The organism is Bradyrhizobium sp. 190 (genome assembly GCF_023073415.1).
Classification (GTDB): Bacteria; Pseudomonadota; Alphaproteobacteria; order Rhizobiales; family Xanthobacteraceae; genus Bradyrhizobium.
The window spans coordinates 673,638-690,556 of the sequence record NZ_JADPJL010000012.1 but is presented as its reverse complement, the minus strand read 5'-3'; the positions used below and the strand labels follow the sequence as shown (position 1 = coordinate 690,556).

The window sequence follows — 16,919 nt, the reverse complement described above, 5'->3', positions numbered from 1 at the left end:
GCGCGCCCCTGAATTCCTTTTTGACCCGTTTTCGCTTCCGGTGGGAGCGGATGCTTTTTTCATATTCGATGCCTTTGAGGATTTAACCCATGCCTGACGACCGCGTCGGTATCGCTCCGGGCGCCACAGCTGCCGGGCAGATCTCCGTTTCACCCAACAATCCCTGCCCGTTTTTGCGCGCGCTGGTCGCCAATGGTTATGTCGGCGGCCACGTCGTACCGCTTTCGAAACTGTCCGAAATCGTTGGGGACGCGAGCGGGCAAACCGGTCCCGGCAAGAAAAAGGTGCGGCTGGCAACCTGGCTGGTCGCCGTCATTGCGAACGGTCTCGGGCCGCTGCGCGTGTTGAAGAGCGCAACCTCCGGCGCGGTGCTCGACGAACTGCGCGATGGCCCTCTCGACAAGCACGGCGGCGGCTCGCGCATTCTCGACGTCGATGCGAAGGTCCATGAAGACGAAATTGCCCGGCTCGCCGGGTTCGGCAAGGACTACAAGGATCCTTCAGGGGGCATCGAGCGCGGCCTGACGGCGAAAGAGATCGACGCGTTCATGAAGGCCAATATCAAGCGCGACGGCGATGCGGCGCACTGGTACTACCCTCTCCTGATGAAGGGCGAATGGCCTGTGCTGCTGAAGATCCTCGGCAAGGGCGAAGGCGACGAGCGGTACCTCAGCGTCGCCGAAGTCAGGAGGCTGTTCGTCGAGAAGCGACTGCCCGAGCGGATTACGGCGCGGCTGCCGAAGCCTTCGGCTGGAAGATAACTGCCGAAGGCTGGTGCGTCCGGCCACGCATTCGCTACGGCTTCGGCTCGTAGCCCGGAACCCATTTTTCATGCTGGGGCAAATCATCCTGAATCGTCCACCAGGGCGCGCGCGACGACGTAAATACGTGCAGGCGCGGCCGAACCTTTGGATCGTCGTCGAACAAACCGGCGGGGATGCTGACCGTCTCCAGATAACTTGCCTTGCCTGGAGTCAGACAGCCGCAGATCTTGCAACGATAGCGGAAACTGCCGGATGCAGATTCATAGCGCACGGTCATGTCCTCGCCTGCCGAAAATCGGAACTTGTCAACTTCGACGTGAGCGTATGTTGCGAATGCTGCACCGGTAAGCTTGCGGCAATTGGCACAATGGCAGTGTGTAAGCGATCGGATCTTGTCGACTTCAAACCGGACCGCGCCGCACAGGCAGCTTCCACGAATCATAGTTGCACTCCCCAGGCCCGAGGTATCGCCGGCGCGGCCCGCGTCCGAATCAACCGGCTCAAACCCGGCAAGCAACTATTTAAACAGCGGCGTGCCCGGCACGAAAGCATCGAACGCCGCCCAGAATTGCGAGCGGTAGCGGTCCTGCTCCTGCAGGATCTCGTGCCTGGAGCCCGCGATTACCAGATGCGAGCCGGCGCGCAGATGATAGGCGAATTCCTCGATCGCGGCCGTGGAAACAATAGTGTCGTTGCTGGCGGCCAGCATCAGGATCGGCTGGCGGATTTCGGACGGGTAGTTCACGCCACGAAAGGTATGCATCGCCCTGAACGCGGTATCGGCCCAGGCGACCGTCGGCGAGCCGATGCCCAGCGTCGGATCTTCTTCCAGGATCGCGGCGTTGCGGGCGTAGCGCACGGGATCGCTGGTGAAGGGGTTGTTGATGAAGGATTCCGTTCCGGTCAGCGCGTCGCTGCCGCCGGGCACGTAGCGGCCGCCCTGCCCCATCAGCCGCATGACCCGCAGCAACGCCCGCGACGGAAGCGCGGTCCTGCGCCCCGGCAGGTCGATCATCGGCGCCGACAGCACCATGCGGTCGAACCAGCGTTTTCCCGCACGCGCCACCCGCAGCATGACCGCCCCGCCCATCGAATGCGCCAGCGCGAAAAAGGGCGGCGGGCAATCCGGCAGCACCACCTGCTGCACGAAAGTTTCGACGTCGACCTCGAAATCGGAGAAATCGCGGACATAGCCCTTGCGCGGATCGCGCAGGCGGCGTGAGGAATGCCCCTGGCCGCGCCAGTCGATCATCGCCACCGCAAATCCGCGATCGCGCAAGTCCCGCACCGTCTCGAAATATTTTTCGATCTGCTCGCTGCGCCCGGTGAAGACGCAGACCGTGCCCTTGCGCCCCGCCGGCGGCGCCCAGCGCGCGAACCGCAATTCCGCGCCGTCGGGCGTCTTGATGGTACCTGAGACGACGTCCTCCGGAACCGGGTTGGCAGGGATCGAGACAAGCGTCATGAGGAGGAACCGGCTAGGTGAAAAGGGCTTGAAATCAAGGCGGGGACGCCAAAAAGGGGCTGGTTTCGTCCCTCTTGAACGTCGTTTCACCCCTCCCATATCATTTCTGTGCAGGCCGCTACCAGCGTTTCGGAACCGAAACCCTGAGGCTGCACGGGACTACAGCCCGGCCCGATGGCGGGCGGGTTACTGAAACAGTCGCTCAATGGAGGACTACCCTATGCGTACCTACGATCTCACTCCGTTTTATCGTTCCACCGTCGGCTTCGACCGCTTCTTCAACCTGCTCGACCAGGCGACGTCAGACGGCAGCCCCGGTTATCCCCCCTACAATATCGAGCGCACCGGCGAGAACGCCTACCGCATCAGCGTTGCGGTCTCCGGCTTCTCGCAAGGCGAGCTTTCGATCGTCGCGAAGGAGAACACGCTGACGATCAAGGGTGAGAAGTCAGCCAACGAGAACGGCAAGGACAATGCCGAAGTGCTCTACCGCGGCATCGCCGCGCGTGCCTTCGAGCGCATCTTCCAGCTTGCCGATTTCGTGCAGGTGAAGGACGCCTCGCTCGAGAACGGCCTGCTCCACGTCGATCTCGTCCGCGAGATTCCCGAGGCCAAGAAGCCCCGCAGCATTCCGATCAACTCCGGTGCGAAGGCCCCGCAGGTGGTCGACGCCTCGGTCGCTGCGTAACGCAGATCAAGTCTTCGGCCGATATTGGCTGAATGCGAAACGCCCCGGGAAACCGGGGCGTTTTTTTGTGGGTTCGTAGCCCGGATGGAGCCAACGGGTCGCGCGAATGCGCGCCCGATGACAGGCTCCGCGCAATCCGGGACGACTTTGTCCGCTCGCGAGGGACCCCCGGATTTCGCTACGCTCCATCCGGGCTACGCTGCTCTCGCAACAATCACGTCGTCGTGACGCCCGTAACGATGCCGCCGCTCCCCTCGAATTTCGAACTGAAGCGGGCGAGCCGCTATCAGGCCGATCATGGAGCAGACCGATGAGCATCTTACGAACACTGACAATCGTTGCCGGCGTCCTTGCGGGATCGCTCGGCGTGCAAGCCGCGCCGGCGCTGGCCGCTGGCCCCGTCAAGGCGAAGAATGTCGTACTGGTGCACGGCGCGTGGGCCGACGGATCAAGCTGGGCGAAGGTCATTCCAAAACTTCAAGCGGCGGGCCTTCATGTAACTGCCGTACAGAATCCACTCACCTCGCTGGAAGATTCCGCTGCCGAGACACGCCGCGTTTTGGCACAACAAGACGGCCCGACGGTGCTGGTTGCGCATTCCTGGGGCGGCACCGTCATCAGCGAAGTCGGCACCGACCCGAAGGTCACAGGGCTGGTCTATGTGGCGGCGCGCGCGCCTGACGCGGGCGAGGATTTCGTGGCGCTTTCGCAGAAGTTTCCGGCAGGCCCCGCGCGAGCCGGCGTCCAGGAACATGACGGCTTCACCAAATTATCCGAGGACGCGTTCCTGAAATATTTCGCCAACGGCGTCGATACGACGACCGCGAAAGTCCTCTATGCCGTGCAGTGGCCGACCGCGGCTTCAATCTTCGCCGGCCGCACCACCGCGGCCGCCTGGCGCAGCAAGCCGAGCTGGTACGCGGTGTCGAAGCAGGACTACACCATCAATCCCGACCTCGAGCGGTTTCTGGCCAAGCGCATGAACGCGACAACGGTCGAACTGGAGGCCGGCCACCTGTCGCTGGTCTCGCAGCCCGACAAGGTCGCCGACCTGATTCTGGCCGCCGCAGGCCAGCGCGAATAGCTCGCCCCAATGGAAACGCCCCGGGAAGACCGGGGCGTTTTTTTGGTTGTCGTCCCTGCGAAAGCAGGGACCCATACCGCGTGATCCATCGATCATGGCACGATGGCAGATGCCTTTCACCCAATAGCCGCCGGTGGCTATGGGTCCCTGCTTTCGCAGGGACGACGGCAGAGATTACTCCAGCCCCTGCATCGTGGGCATGTCCTGGGTAGGTGCAATCTGCGGCGCGGGCTTGGCTGGGACCGAACCGGTTGTCACCGGGGCGGCCGCCTGCACCTCGGCCGGCTTCGGAGCAGGCGCTGCCGCCTGCTGAATCGGCGCTGGCACGGGTTTGGCCGCAAGCGGCTTTGCCTTCGGCACCGGCACGGTGCGGCTCGCAACTTGAGGGGCTGGCTGTGACGGCCGCGGCGCGGCCTCGACATGGGTCGGCGCACGGGCCTGCGGCGGTGGAGCCGCAGAGGGTCCACCGAGGGCGCTCTGATCCTCGTAGTAATTGTCGCCCATCCCGCGGGCCGGCATGAAACGGATAATCCGGCCGTTGCGCGCGTCGATCACCAGCCGGCCATCCTCGCCGCCGCGGTCGATCACCGCAATCGTGTACACGAAGCCGCGCAGCCTGGGGATGCCAAGCGGCGAGAATCCATTGTCGCGCAGCACGGAGTAGACTTCCGTCGACGGCAACAAGCTGGGGCCGGGGCCGTATCCGTGCTGTGGCCCGGGTGCGTAGTGTGGACCGGGTACGTACTGCGGCCCGGGAACCATGCGCGGCGCCACTGCATAGGGGGCGTCGAAATCCGATGCCGCCGTGTATGGCCCGGGCACCTGCGCCTGCGCGCCGCCCGCCAGAAGGACCAGTCCCGCCGCCAAAGATCCCGTGAAAAACTTCATCACCGAAAGCTCCTGTAAGCCCCACAGCCGCCGGCCCGAGCGGGAGCATTTTCGCGCCCTCGCCTGCCGGCCCGGGCCAATATTTCATTGCGAAATCCGGCGGTCCTTGGGCCGGATCGGGGCGCAGATTGCCGCAAACCCCGGCTTGCCCTTGGCTGGCGGTTTTTCCCCGCCAGAATGCGCGGATGAGCATGCGGGCGAGGACTTTCACGCGCTTGTGTGATAGACAAAAATTTGGCATGGTCGGAGTTAGGACAGTATCACTGTCTCAATTGCGGGGCGGTCCCGGCACAGGGATTGCAACGAAACCGTGGCGCCACGAGCTCCAGGGCAGTGCAGGCAAGGCCGTTCCTCAGGGACGTTGAACGCCCAGGCCTGAATTTAAGAAATTGCGGCTCGCGGAGGACGAGCGGTGGCCCGGTGGGTGCCGCAAGCGTCCAAGGTGCGCCGACGATGCGGTGAGGCCCTTAGCCTTTTTTGAGAGGAATGAGATGAGCGGGTCGGAATTCGAGCGCGAAAACATCGTGGCAGAAACACTGTCCACGACCGCGGCTTCGAAACCGGTCGACACTCTGCTTGAAGATCCTGCGCGCGAGCACAGCTGGCGCCCGCCGGCCGAGGGTATGTACGACCTCAGCATGGAGAAGGATTCCTGCGGCGTCGGCTTCATCGCCAACATCAAGGGCAAGAAGTCGCATCAGATCGTCTCCGACGCGATCAGCATTCTCTGCAACCTCGAACATCGCGGCGCGGTCGGCGCCGATCCGCGCGCCGGCGACGGCGCCGGCATTCTGGTGCAGATCCCGCACGCCTTCTTCGCGCGCAAGGCAGCGGCACTCGGCTTCAAGCTGCCGGCGCCCGGCCAATACGCCATCGGCTCACTGTTCATGCCAAAGGAGACGGCGTGGCGAAAGGTGATCCAGAGCATCATCGCCGAACAGATCAAGGAAGAGGGCCTCGTGCTGCTCGGCTGGCGCGACGTGCCGTCCGACAACTCCTCGCTCGGCGAAACCGTCAAGCCGACCGAGCCCTACCACATGCAGGTGTTCATCGGCCGCAACGGCACGGCGAAGACCGAGGACGAGTTCGAGCGCAGGCTCTACATCCTGCGCAAGTCGATATCGCAGGCGATCTATCAGCGCCGTGATCGCGGTCTGGCCGGCTACTACCCGGTCTCGCTGTCGTGCCGCACCGTGATCTACAAGGGCATGTTCCTCGCCGACCAGCTTGGCAAGTACTATCCCGATTTGCACGAAGCGGATTTCGAGAGCGCGCTGGCGCTGGTGCATCAGCGCTTCTCGACCAACACCTTCCCGACCTGGTCGCTGGCGCATCCGTACCGGATGATCGCCCACAACGGCGAAATCAACACGCTGCGCGGCAACGTCAACTGGATGGCCGCGCGCCAGGCCTCCGTGCATTCGGCGCTCTATGGCAAGGACATTAGCCGGCTGTGGCCGATCTCCTATGAAGGCCAGAGCGACACCGCCTGCTTCGACAACGCGCTCGAATTCCTGGTGCAGGGTGGCTACTCGCTGCCGCACGCGGTGATGATGATGATTCCGGAAGCGTGGGCCGGCAATCCCCTGATGGATGAGCAACGCCGCGCCTTCTACGAATATCACGCAGCCCTGATGGAGCCGTGGGACGGCCCCGCCGCGATCGCCTTTACCGACGGCCGACAGATCGGCGCCACGCTCGACCGCAACGGGCTTCGTCCGGCGCGCTATCTCGTCACCAAGGACGACCGCATCGTGATGGCGTCCGAAATGGGCGTGCTGAAGATACCCGAGGACCAGATCGTCACCAAGTGGCGGCTGCAGCCCGGCAAGATGCTGCTGGTCGACCTCGAACAGGGACGCCTGATTCCCGACGACGAGATCAAGGCGACGCTGGCCAAGAGCCATCCCTACAGCGACTGGCTGCATCGCACCCAGCTCGTGCTGGAGGAATTGCCTGACGCGCCCGTCAAGGGCATGCGCTCGAACCTGCCGCTGCTCGACCGGCAGCAGGCGTTCGGCTACAGCCAGGAAGACATCAGCATCCTGATGACGCCGATGGCGGCCACCGGCGAAGAAGCCGCGGGCTCGATGGGCAACGACACGCCGATCTCGGCGCTGTCGGATCGTCCGAAGCCGCTCTTCACCTACTTCAAGCAGAATTTTGCGCAGGTCACCAACCCGCCGATCGATCCGATCCGCGAGGAGCTGGTGATGAGCCTCGTCTCGATCATCGGACCGCGCCCAAACCTGTTCGACCTGCAGGGCATGGCCTCGACCAAGCGGCTCGAAGTGCGCCAGCCGATCCTGACCGACGCGGATCTGGAAAAGATCCGCTCGATCTCCGATGTCGCGGACACCCATTTCAAGTCGCGCACGCTCGACACCACCTTCCATGCCGGCTTCGGCGCGGCGGGGATGGAGCAGGTGCTCGATGAACTCTGCGCGCGTGCCGAAGGCGCCGTGCGCGAAGGCGTCAACATCATCATCCTGTCCGACCGCATGGCCGGCTCGGACCGGATTCCGATTCCCTCGCTGCTGGCCTGCGCCGCCGTGCATCATCATCTGATCCGCACGGGATTGCGCACCTCGGTCGGCATCGTCGTCGAGTCGGGCGAACCGCGCGAGGTGCACCATTTCGCCTGTCTCGCCGGCTACGGCGCCGAAGCGATCAATCCCTATCTGGCGTTCGAAACCATCATCGCGATGAAGGACCGCCTGCCCGGCGCGCTCGACGACTACGAGATCGTCAAGCGCTACATCAAGTCGATCGGCAAGGGCCTGTTGAAGGTGATGTCCAAGATGGGCATCTCGACTTATCAATCCTATTGCGGCGCGCAGATTTTTGATGCCGTCGGGTTGAAGGCCGACTTTGTCGCGAAGTATTTCGCCGGCACCCACACCCGAATCGAGGGCGTAGGGCTGGGCGAAATTGCCGAGGAAACCGCCCGCCGCCACACGGACGCTTTCGGCGACGCGCAGGTCTACAAGACCGCGCTCGATGTCGGCGGCGAATATGCCTACCGCACCCGCGGCGAGGATCATGCCTGGACGGCCGAATCCGTATCGACGCTGCAGCACGCTGTGCGCGGCAACTCGCACGAACGCTACCGGGCCTTCGCAAAGATCCTCAACGAGCAGTCCGAGCGGCTGTTGACGCTGCGCGGCCTGTTCCGGATCAAGACCGCCGACGACGAGAAGCGCAAGCCCGTGAAGCTCGACCAGGTCGAGCCTGCCAGCGAAATCGTCAAGCGCTTCGCCACGGGGGCGATGAGCTTCGGCTCGATCTCGCGCGAGGCGCACACCACGCTCGCGATCGCGATGAACCGGATCGGCGGCAAGTCGAACACCGGTGAAGGCGGCGAAGAGGCCGATCGCTTCAAGCCGCTGCCGAACGGCGACAGCATGCGCTCGGCGATCAAGCAGGTCGCCTCGGGCCGTTTCGGCGTGACGACGGAGTATCTCGTCAACTCCGACATGATGCAGATCAAGATGGCACAGGGCGCCAAGCCCGGCGAAGGCGGCCAGTTGCCCGGCCACAAGGTCGACGCGACGATTGCGCGCGTGCGGCACTCGACGCCCGGCGTCGGTCTCATTTCGCCGCCGCCGCATCACGACATCTATTCGATCGAGGATCTGGCGCAGCTGATCTACGACCTCAAGAACGTCAATCCGGACGGCCAGGTCTCGGTCAAGCTGGTTTCCGAAATCGGCGTCGGCACGGTGGCCGCGGGCGTCGCGAAAGCGCGCGCCGACCACGTCACCATCGCAGGTTTCGAGGGCGGCACCGGCGCGTCCCCCCTCACCTCGATCAAGCACGCAGGCTCCCCGTGGGAAATCGGCCTTGCCGAAACCCACCAGACGCTGGTGCGCGAGCGGCTGCGCAGCCGCATCGTGGTCCAGGTCGACGGCGGCTTCCGCACCGGACGCGACGTCGTGATCGGCGCGCTGCTCGGCGCCGATGAATTCGGCTTCGCCACCGCGCCCCTGATCGCGGCCGGCTGCATCATGATGCGCAAGTGCCATCTCAACACCTGCCCGGTCGGCGTCGCAACGCAGGATCCCGTGCTGCGCAAGCGTTTCACCGGCCAGCCCGAGCACGTCATCAACTATTTCTTCTTCGTCGCCGAGGAAGTGCGCGAGATCATGGCGCAGCTCGGCTACAAGAAGTTCGACGAAATGGTCGGCCAGACCCAGATGCTCGACCAGTCGACCCTCGTGGCACACTGGAAGGCCAAGGGGCTCGACTTCTCAAAGCTGTTCGTGCGCCAGAAGGAACTGCCCGGCCAGAAGATCTATCACGCCGAGGCCCAGAACCATCATCTGGAGAAGGTGCTCGACCGCCGCCTGATCGAGAAGGCGCAGGCTGCGCTCGACCGCGGCGCGCCCATCAAGATCGACGAAGAGATCAACAACACCGACCGTTCCGCCGGCGCGATGCTGTCCGGAGCCGTTGCGAAGATCTACGGCCATGCCGGACTGCCGCATGACACCATTCAGGTCAGCCTGAAGGGCACCGCGGGCCAGGCGTTCGGTGCGTGGCTGGCGCGCGGCGTCACCTTCGATCTCGAAGGTGAAGGCAACGACTATGTCGGCAAGGGCCTGTCGGGCGGCCGCATCATCGTCAAGCCGCCGCGGAATTCCGGCATCGTGCCGGAAGAATCCATCATCGTCGGCAACACGGTGATGTACGGTGCGATCGAAGGCGAATGCTATTTCCGCGGCATCGCCGGCGAGCGCTTTGCGGTGCGTAACTCCGGCGCGATCGCGGTCGTCGAAGGCGCCGGCGATCACTGCTGCGAGTACATGACCGGCGGCATCGTCGTGGTGCTGGGCAAGACCGGGCGCAACTTCGCGGCCGGCATGTCGGGCGGCATCGCCTATGTGCTGGACGAGGCTGGCGACTTCGAAAAGCTCTGCAACCTTTCGATGGTCGAGCTCGAGCCGGTTTTGTCGGAAGAGCTGATCAACGCCGGCACCTACAATCACTCCGGCGATCTCGAGGCGCATGGCCGGGTCGACGTGTTCGCCAATCTGCTGGAGTCCGATATCGAGCGGCTGCACATCCTGATCACGCGCCATGCCAAGCTGACCGGCTCGAAGAAAGCGGCCGAGATCCTCGCCGATTGGAAGACGTGGCTCCTGAAATTCCGCAAGGTGATGCCGGTGGAATACCGCCGCGCCCTGAAGGAAATGAAGGCGAACGCCGACGCCGAGCCGAAAATCGCGATCGGGGCTTAGTTACAAAAGCCCGTCATTGCGAGCGCAGCGAAGCAATCCATCGCGCCACAAGCCGACCATGGATTGCTTCGCGGGTCACGCTCCTCGCAATGACGGAGGGCGACTGAGACAGACAGATACGAACGAGAGATGCAGGGGCATCAGGTTTATGGGCAAGATCACAGGTTTTCTCGAGATCGACCGCAACGAACGCAAGTATGCGCCGGTCGCCGAGCGTTTGAAGCATTATCGCGAATTCGTCATTCCCCTGAGCGAGAAGGACACCCGCGACCAAGCCGCGCGCTGCATGAATTGCGGCATCCCCTATTGCCACGGCACCGGCTCGGTGGCGCCGGGCACGCCGGGCTGCCCGGTCAACAACCAGATCCCCGATTTCAATGACCTCGTCTACCAGAGCAACTGGGAAGAAGCCTCGCGCAACCTGCACTCGACCAACAATTTCCCCGAGTTCACCGGCCGCATCTGCCCCGCGCCGTGCGAGGCGTCCTGCACGCTCAACATCGACGACAACCCGGTCACCATCAAGACCATCGAATGCGCCATTGTGGATCGCGCCTGGGACAATGGCTGGCTGAAGCCGGAGATTGCGCCCGCCAAAACCGGCAAGAAGGTCGCGATCATCGGTTCCGGACCGGCGGGACTGGCGGCGGCGCAGCAGCTCGCGCGCGCCGGCCACGACGTCCATGTCTACGAGAAATTCGCCAAGGCCGGCGGCTTGCTCCGGTACGGCATCCCCGACTTCAAGATGGAAAAACACATCATCGACCGCCGCGTGGCGCAGATGGAAGCCGAGGGCGTGACGTTCCATTACGGCGTCCATGTCGGCGGCACCTCGCAAGGCGCGATCGATCCGCGCGAACTGCTCAACCTGTATGACGCAGTGGCGCTAACCGGCGGCGCCGAAGCCGGCCGTGATCTGCCGATCCCCGGCCGTGACCTCGACGGCATCCACTTTGCGATGGATTTCCTGCCGCAACAAAATCGCCGCGTCTCCTCCGAGCCGCTCGGCGACACCAAGGACATTCTCGCCGAGGGCAGGCATGTCGTCGTGATCGGCGGTGGCGACACCGGTTCGGACTGCATCGGCACCTCGTTCCGGCAGGGTGCAAAATCCGTCACCCAGCTCGAAATCATGCCGGCGCCGCCTGAGCACGAGAACAAGGGCGTGACCTGGCCGAACTGGCCCCTGAAGATGCGGACCTCGTCGAGCCAGGCCGAAGGCGCCAAGCGCGAATTCGCGGTGCTGACGCAGAAATTCTCGGGCGTCGACGGCAAGGTGCAAAAGCTGCACTGCGTCCAGGTCGACGACAAGTTCAAACCGATCGCAGGCACCGAATTCGAACTCGACGCGCAGCTGGTGCTGCTCGCTATGGGCTTCGTGCATCCGGTGCACGAGGGGATGCTGAAGACGCTCGGCGTCGACCTCGACCAGCGCGGCAACGTCCGCGCCAATATGTCCGACTACAAGACGTCGCTGCCGAACGTGTTCTCCGCGGGGGATATGCGGCGCGGGCAGTCGCTGGTGGTGTGGGCGATCCGCGAGGGCCGGTTGTGCGCGCGGGCGATCGACCAGTATCTGATGGGGTCGACGACGCTGCCACGGTAACGGCCGGCATCGCCGGGCTCAGCCCGGCAGTGATGGCCTTCTTCGCACGAACCTCGAACGGGAATCCCGCGAAGGTTGATGGATGTGGTCAGCCCACATATGCGGCGATATGTCTGGACACCTCATCGGATTGCCCGCAACCTCGCTGGATCCGGATCAACGTCCACCTCTCCTCAGGTGGGCATCACTATCTGGAATCATAGAGAAAGGCGGCAATATGAAAACTCAAGGAACGAGCAATTCCCTGCGCCAGCGCATTACACGCGTATTGGCGGCCGGTGCCCTGCTATTCATGTACGCGTTCGGCATGGTTGCCACGACCGGCGCCTTTGTTGCAGCGGGCGTCTCTCCGGCCTTCGCACAGCGCGGCCGGGGTCGAGGCCGGGGCGGCGGTTGGGGCCGAGGTCGGGGTCGGGGTGACGGTGTCGGCGCGGCAATCGGCATCGGGGTCGGCGCGGCCATCATCGGCGGCGCGATTGCGGCGAGCGCCGCCGAGCAGCAGCGGCGGGACGCCGTCAGCTATTGCATGCAGCGCTATCGTTCGTACGATCCCAATAGCCAGACCTATCTCGGCCGCGACGGCCTCCGCCGTTCCTGCCCGTAGAGAACGACTGCCTGTCACAATATTTCAGGACCCCGGCCGAAGTGCCGGGGTTTTTGTTTGTATCGCCGCGGGCCAAAGAATCGCCTTTCCCGCAATCGGCGGGGATCATGCGTCCTCAATTCTGCAGCCTCACCCCCAGCATCACGACCGTCGACGCCGTGCTATTCCCCGGTAGGTTCGAATCCAGCCAGTCGCGCCGCAGCGTGCCCCTGAGCCAGACGTTGCGGTTCATCTTGTAGATGGCCTCACCCGACACCGTGTAGATCTTGTCGCGCCTGGGATTGCCCTGATAGTCGAGCGTGCCCCAGGTGAACTTGCCGATCGCGGTCAGCCAGCGGCGGAAGTCGTGGTCGACTTCGACGGTGTAGATGTGCGTCAGCACGCCCGACGTACCGGGCAGCGTGGTCTCCGTGATCGTGGTGTCCGAATAGAACTTCGCCGTGGTCAGCGGCGTCGCGGTCCAGACCAGCGAGGACGAGACCAGCAGGCCTTCCAGCCGATCTAGCCTGGGATCAACATAATCGCGCGCGGCGTAGCCGACGCCGATTTCGCCGGTCAACAGCCGCGAGAATTCAAAGCTGGTGCCGCCCTTGACGTAACCGCCCGCGGAATCGCGCGCATAGCCGGCGCGGTCGAGCTTGACGTCATGCACGCGGCTGTCGCCCTGCATTTCCACGAACGGCTTCAGGCCGGGCCTCAAATCATAGCTGGCGCGGCCGACGCCGCCGTACTGGGTGAAGTTGCGATCGTCGTTGGTGGTCGACGTGCCGTCGGTAAGTTTTGAATTGGTGTAGTCGGTGCGATCGACGGTGGCGCCGGCGGAAACCTGCAGCCGGTTGAAATTCTGGTCGACGCCGACGGTAGTACCTACCGTGGTGTAGATCGGATATCTGGCAAGACCCGCCTGCACGTTCGGGCTGCCGGGATTGTCGGTCGAGACGAACAGCCGCCCTTGCCCGGTCAGCCTCGTGTCGCGGCTGACATCGAGCCGGCCGTCGACATGGCCGATGAAGCTGGGACGATCGATATCGAGCGGCGCCGACAGCGGCGTGCCGTCGGGGTTCGGCGTGAGGTTGCTGCCGTAGCCGGTGAAGGAGCCGCGCAGATCAGCGACCAGCGCGTGGCGCTCCCAGTCGGACACCGCCAAGAATTCCGGCGCGATCACGTAGAACGGCTTGGCTTGTGCTGCTGCGAGCCGGCCGGGATTGGTATCGTAGCCGCCGGAGAATTCGACGGCGGATTTGATCAGGAAACTGCCGGCGTAGTCGCCGACCGCACCGAACGGATCGTCGTCGATCCTGAGGCGTTTGCGCGGCGGCTGTCCCACCACCGTGCCCGCCATGGCGGGCGGGATGCGCGTCTTGTTGGCGGATTCCGAAGGCGGGATCGAAAGCCGCAGCCGCGTGTTCGCCGCAATCGGCGGCGGTGGACTGCCGGGACCGACCGGCGGCTTCGGCTTCGCCTGCCCCGGATAGTATTTCGGTTTCTTGCGCTTGCGGTTGAGCGAGTCGTATCCCGTATCGGCGGCGCCGTTCGCGGCCGGCAGGCCGTACTGCGGGATCTGCCCAATCCGCGACGGCGCGGGCGTGTCACGCTCCTGCAGCTTCGGACTGTTGAGCGGATCGTTCGCCTCGGCCGCGGTCCGGCGCAGCGGCGAATCCGGCGACGTCATCTGGCTGGTGCGCCTCGAGCTGAACAGGTCCGGCGTGACGGTTTGCGCTTGCGCTGCAGTTCCCGTCAGGGCGATCAGCGCAAGGCACGGCAAGGCCGCGCGAAAGACGCGCGCGCGGCTGTTCCGGCCGGTTGCTGGCCCCACCCTCACGAAAAGAAATACCCCAACAAAAACAGATACTTGCTTGATACGCATCGAGCGCTCGCGAGAGCACGTCGTTAATGGAGTTAAAACAAATATGGTTAATGAGGCGTTGAGGGCCGCGTCGCGCACGTCGCATCGCCGGACCGGCCATGCTATGGACGGCTTTGGCGCGTAGCGCCCTCCTCCTGGAACATACATGGCCAATCCGAACCCGCTGATGGCAAAATCATCCGGCACCGATACCGCTGACGCCGCCGTCCAATCGGCCCTGCGCACGCTCGATGCAGAGGGCGGCGGGATCGCCGCGCTGTCAGCAGCACTGCAATCCGATCTGCGGGCGCCGTTTGTTGCCGCCACTGACCTGATCCGGAATGCCAAGGGACGCCTGATCGTCACCGGGCTCGGCAAGTCAGGCCATATCGGCCGCAAGATCGCCGCGACCTTTGCCTCCACCGGCACGCCGGCGTTCTTCGTTCATGCGGCCGAAGCGAGCCATGGCGACCTCGGCATGATCACGGGCGAGGACGTCATCCTGGCGCTGTCCTGGTCCGGCGAGCAGCCGGAGATGAAGAACCTCGTCACCTATGCCAAGCGCTTCCGCATTCCGGTGATCGCGATGACCGCGGAGCGGGAATCCACACTGGCCAAGGCCGCCGATGTCGCGCTGACGCTCCCAAAAGCGCGCGAGGCCTGTCCGCACAACCTCGCGCCCACTACCTCCTCGCTGATGATGCTGGCGCTCGGCGATGCGCTCGCGATCGCGCTGCTGGAAGGCCGCGGCTTTACGTCGGTCGATTTCAGCGTGCTGCATCCGGGCGGCAAGCTCGGCGCGCTGCTGAAATATACCCGCGACCTCATGCATTCCGGCGACGCAGTGCCGCTGAAGCCGCTCGGCACCAAGATGTCCGATGCGCTGGTCGAGATGACGTCGAAAGGTTTTGGCTGCGTCGGCATCGTCGATGCGCGCGGACACCTCGCCGGCATCGTCACCGATGGCGATTTGCGCCGCCACATGGGGCCCGATCTGATGACGGCCACCGTCGACGAGGTGATGACGAGGAATCCGAAGACGATCGATGGCGATGTGCTGGCCGGCGAGGCACTGGAGATCCTCAATTCCTCGAAGATCACGACGCTGATCGTCACCGACGCCGGCAAGCCGGTCGGCATCGTGCATCTGCACGATTTCCTGCGCGCGGGCGTGGCGTAGGTTCGTAGGCCTCGTAGGGTGGGCAAAGGCGCGATAGCGCCGTGCCCACCATCTATCCACGCTAGAATGGTGGGCACGCTTCGCTTTGCCCACCCTACGGTCCCTACAATTCCGTCACTTCGGAAATCTCGCCGCCTTCTCCTCCAGCGGCAGCGCCAGTCCATTCGCGAGATACGACACCGTGCGATAGAACCCGCACAGCAGGATGATCTCGAATATCTTCGCCTCGTCATAATGCGCCGACAGCGCCGCGAATTCGGCGTCGCCGAGCGTCGCGCGATCGTGCAGGGCATCGACGGCGGCGATCAGCGCCTGCTCGGCCTCCGACCAGCAGGCCTCGGCGACAGCGCCGTGCACGGTGGCGCGGACCTGTTCTTCCGTCAGGTGGGCGGCAGCGGCGAACGCCGTGACATGTACGCCCCATTCGTACTCGCACCCTGTTCGGGCGCAGGTACGGTCGATGACGATCTCGCGCTCTCGCAAGGAGAGCGGCCCGCGATCCAGGAGGCTGCCGGCGCGGAATTTCTCCCAGGCGCGGGTGTTGCCGGCCATGACGCGAAACAGCACCAACGGCGGCGCGCCGCGCATGATGCGGTCGAACTGCTCGGCAATGTCCGGTGCATAAGGCGGCTGCAGCGGCGCGATGCGTGGCGCGGTCTGTGACATCGGCGAGCTCCCGTGCTACAAATAACGTAGCGATACGCTACATTATCTGTAGCGGTATGCAAGAGGGCTTTCGATGCCGAAACCGGCCGCCGTCACAAAAAAAACTGTTGTTCGCGGCTCCAGAACCGGCCGGCCGGTCATGGCCCTGCTCGATCTATTGGGCCGCCGCTGGACCTTGCGGATCGTCTGGGAACTGCGCGACGGCCCGCTGACCTCGCGCGCGCTACGCACTGCCTGCGACGACGCCTCGCCGACCGTGATGCAGGCGCGGCTGTCGGAGCTGCGCGAGGCTGGCCTCGTCGAGCTCCTGCCCGGCGACGGTTATCGCCTCACACCACTGGGCAGGGAGCTAATGGAAAGCTTCCTGCCGCTGCATCACTTTGCCGAGCGGTGGAGCAAGCGAATGGCAAGCTAAGCCGCCGCCACCGTCAGGCTTGCGCCATCGGCCTGCACGACCTTGACGCGGCTGCCGGCCGGCGCATCGGGGCCGGCGACGCGCCAGATCGTGTCGTCGATCCGCACCGTGCCAGTGCCGTCGACGATCGGCTTTTCCAGGGTGAATTCGCGGCCGATCAACGCCTCGGTCCGCTTGTTGAGAAACGGGTTGCTCTGGCTGCGGCTGCCCTCGCTGCGCGCAAAGTGCCGCCACGCCGGCACGGCGGCGACCGCGAGCACGGCAAACATCAGGAGCTGCGTCTGCCAGGACGGGTTGATCGCAAACGACAACAGCCCGACCAGGAGCGCGGCGAGCCCGAGCCAGAACAAGAAAATGCCCGGCGCGAGCAGCTCCAGAGCCATCAGGATGAAGCCCAAGATCAGCCAGTTCCAGGTGCCCAGGGTAGTAAAAATCTCGGCCATGACACGAACCTTTAATCAACAAGAATGGTC

13 protein-coding genes and 1 pseudogene are annotated in these 16,919 nt (G+C 64.2%); 8 read left to right on the top strand and 6 right to left on the bottom strand.

Annotated features, from left to right (window positions below; all coding sequences use genetic code 11):
* Nucleotides 1–89: 89 nt before the first annotated feature.
* Nucleotides 90–749 (top strand): annotated as a pseudogene (locus tag IVB22_RS12355) (cytochrome C); the annotation flags it as partial.
* 46 nt (nucleotides 750–795) lie between these two features.
* On the opposite strand, the gene IVB22_RS12350 reads toward IVB22_RS12355, so the two are convergent.
* Nucleotides 796–1,206 carry a GFA family protein gene (locus tag IVB22_RS12350; RefSeq protein ID WP_247517584.1) on the bottom strand — a complete coding sequence of 137 codons (411 nt, stop codon included), beginning with the start codon at nucleotides 1,204–1,206 and terminating at the stop codon, nucleotides 796–798.
* Between the two features lie 75 nt (nucleotides 1,207–1,281).
* Nucleotides 1,282–2,229, bottom strand: coding sequence for an alpha/beta fold hydrolase (locus IVB22_RS12345; protein ID WP_247517583.1), 948 nt, complete (start codon nucleotides 2,227–2,229; stop codon nucleotides 1,282–1,284).
* A gap of 220 nt (nucleotides 2,230–2,449) precedes the next feature.
* Between IVB22_RS12345 and IVB22_RS12340 the strand changes: the two genes are divergently transcribed.
* Nucleotides 2,450–2,917, top strand: coding sequence for an Hsp20 family protein (locus IVB22_RS12340; protein WP_247517582.1), 468 nt, complete (start codon nucleotides 2,450–2,452; stop codon nucleotides 2,915–2,917).
* Between the two features lie 310 nt (nucleotides 2,918–3,227).
* Entirely contained in the window at nucleotides 3,228–4,001 is a 774-nt protein-coding gene (locus tag IVB22_RS12335; RefSeq protein ID WP_247517581.1) for an alpha/beta fold hydrolase, read from the top strand.
* A gap of 174 nt (nucleotides 4,002–4,175) precedes the next feature.
* Here IVB22_RS12335 and IVB22_RS12330 read toward each other — a convergent pair whose 3' ends face one another.
* Nucleotides 4,176–4,889, bottom strand: coding sequence for a hypothetical protein (locus tag IVB22_RS12330; RefSeq protein WP_247517580.1), 714 nt, complete (start codon nucleotides 4,887–4,889; stop codon nucleotides 4,176–4,178).
* Nucleotides 4,890–5,380: 491 nt separating this feature from the next.
* Here IVB22_RS12330 and gltB point away from each other — a divergent pair, with 491 nt between their 5' ends.
* From gltB to IVB22_RS12315, 3 genes are all read left to right on the top strand, one after another.
* Nucleotides 5,381–10,129 carry a glutamate synthase large subunit gene (gltB, locus tag IVB22_RS12325; RefSeq protein WP_247517579.1) on the top strand — a complete coding sequence of 1,583 codons (4,749 nt, stop codon included), beginning with the start codon at nucleotides 5,381–5,383 and terminating at the stop codon, nucleotides 10,127–10,129.
* 148 nt (nucleotides 10,130–10,277) lie between these two features.
* Nucleotides 10,278–11,735: a glutamate synthase subunit beta gene (locus tag IVB22_RS12320; protein WP_247517578.1), complete on the top strand. Its 1,458-nt coding sequence runs from the start codon at nucleotides 10,278–10,280 to the stop codon at nucleotides 11,733–11,735.
* A 217-nt stretch (nucleotides 11,736–11,952) separates the two neighbouring features.
* Nucleotides 11,953–12,339: a BA14K family protein gene (locus tag IVB22_RS12315; RefSeq protein WP_247517577.1), complete on the top strand. Its 387-nt coding sequence runs from the start codon at nucleotides 11,953–11,955 to the stop codon at nucleotides 12,337–12,339.
* Between the two features lie 115 nt (nucleotides 12,340–12,454).
* On the opposite strand, the gene IVB22_RS12310 is transcribed toward IVB22_RS12315, so the two are convergent.
* Nucleotides 12,455–14,206: an outer membrane beta-barrel protein gene (locus IVB22_RS12310; protein ID WP_247517576.1), complete on the bottom strand. Its 1,752-nt coding sequence runs from the start codon at nucleotides 14,204–14,206 to the stop codon at nucleotides 12,455–12,457.
* A gap of 145 nt (nucleotides 14,207–14,351) precedes the next feature.
* Here IVB22_RS12310 and IVB22_RS12305 point away from each other — a divergent pair, with 145 nt between their 5' ends.
* The gene (locus tag IVB22_RS12305; protein WP_247517575.1) at nucleotides 14,352–15,365 is read left to right on the top strand and encodes an SIS domain-containing protein; all 1,014 of its coding nucleotides are present in this window, start codon (nucleotides 14,352–14,354) and stop codon (nucleotides 15,363–15,365) included.
* 114 nt (nucleotides 15,366–15,479) lie between these two features.
* Here the strand turns inward: IVB22_RS12305 and IVB22_RS12300 are convergent, their stop codons facing one another.
* The gene (locus IVB22_RS12300) at nucleotides 15,480–16,031 is read right to left on the bottom strand and encodes a carboxymuconolactone decarboxylase family protein (RefSeq protein ID WP_247517574.1); all 552 of its coding nucleotides are present in this window, start codon (nucleotides 16,029–16,031) and stop codon (nucleotides 15,480–15,482) included.
* A 73-nt stretch (nucleotides 16,032–16,104) separates the two neighbouring features.
* On the opposite strand from IVB22_RS12300, the gene IVB22_RS12295 reads away from it, so the two are divergent.
* Entirely contained in the window at nucleotides 16,105–16,446 is a 342-nt protein-coding gene (locus tag IVB22_RS12295; protein WP_247517573.1) for a helix-turn-helix domain-containing protein, read from the top strand.
* On the opposite strand, the gene IVB22_RS12290 is transcribed toward IVB22_RS12295, so the two are convergent.
* Nucleotides 16,443–16,889: an NfeD family protein gene (locus tag IVB22_RS12290; RefSeq protein ID WP_247517572.1), complete on the bottom strand. Its 447-nt coding sequence runs from the start codon at nucleotides 16,887–16,889 to the stop codon at nucleotides 16,443–16,445. The two genes, IVB22_RS12295 and IVB22_RS12290, sit on opposite strands and share 4 nt — an antisense overlap.
* Nucleotides 16,890–16,919 lie beyond the last annotated feature (30 nt).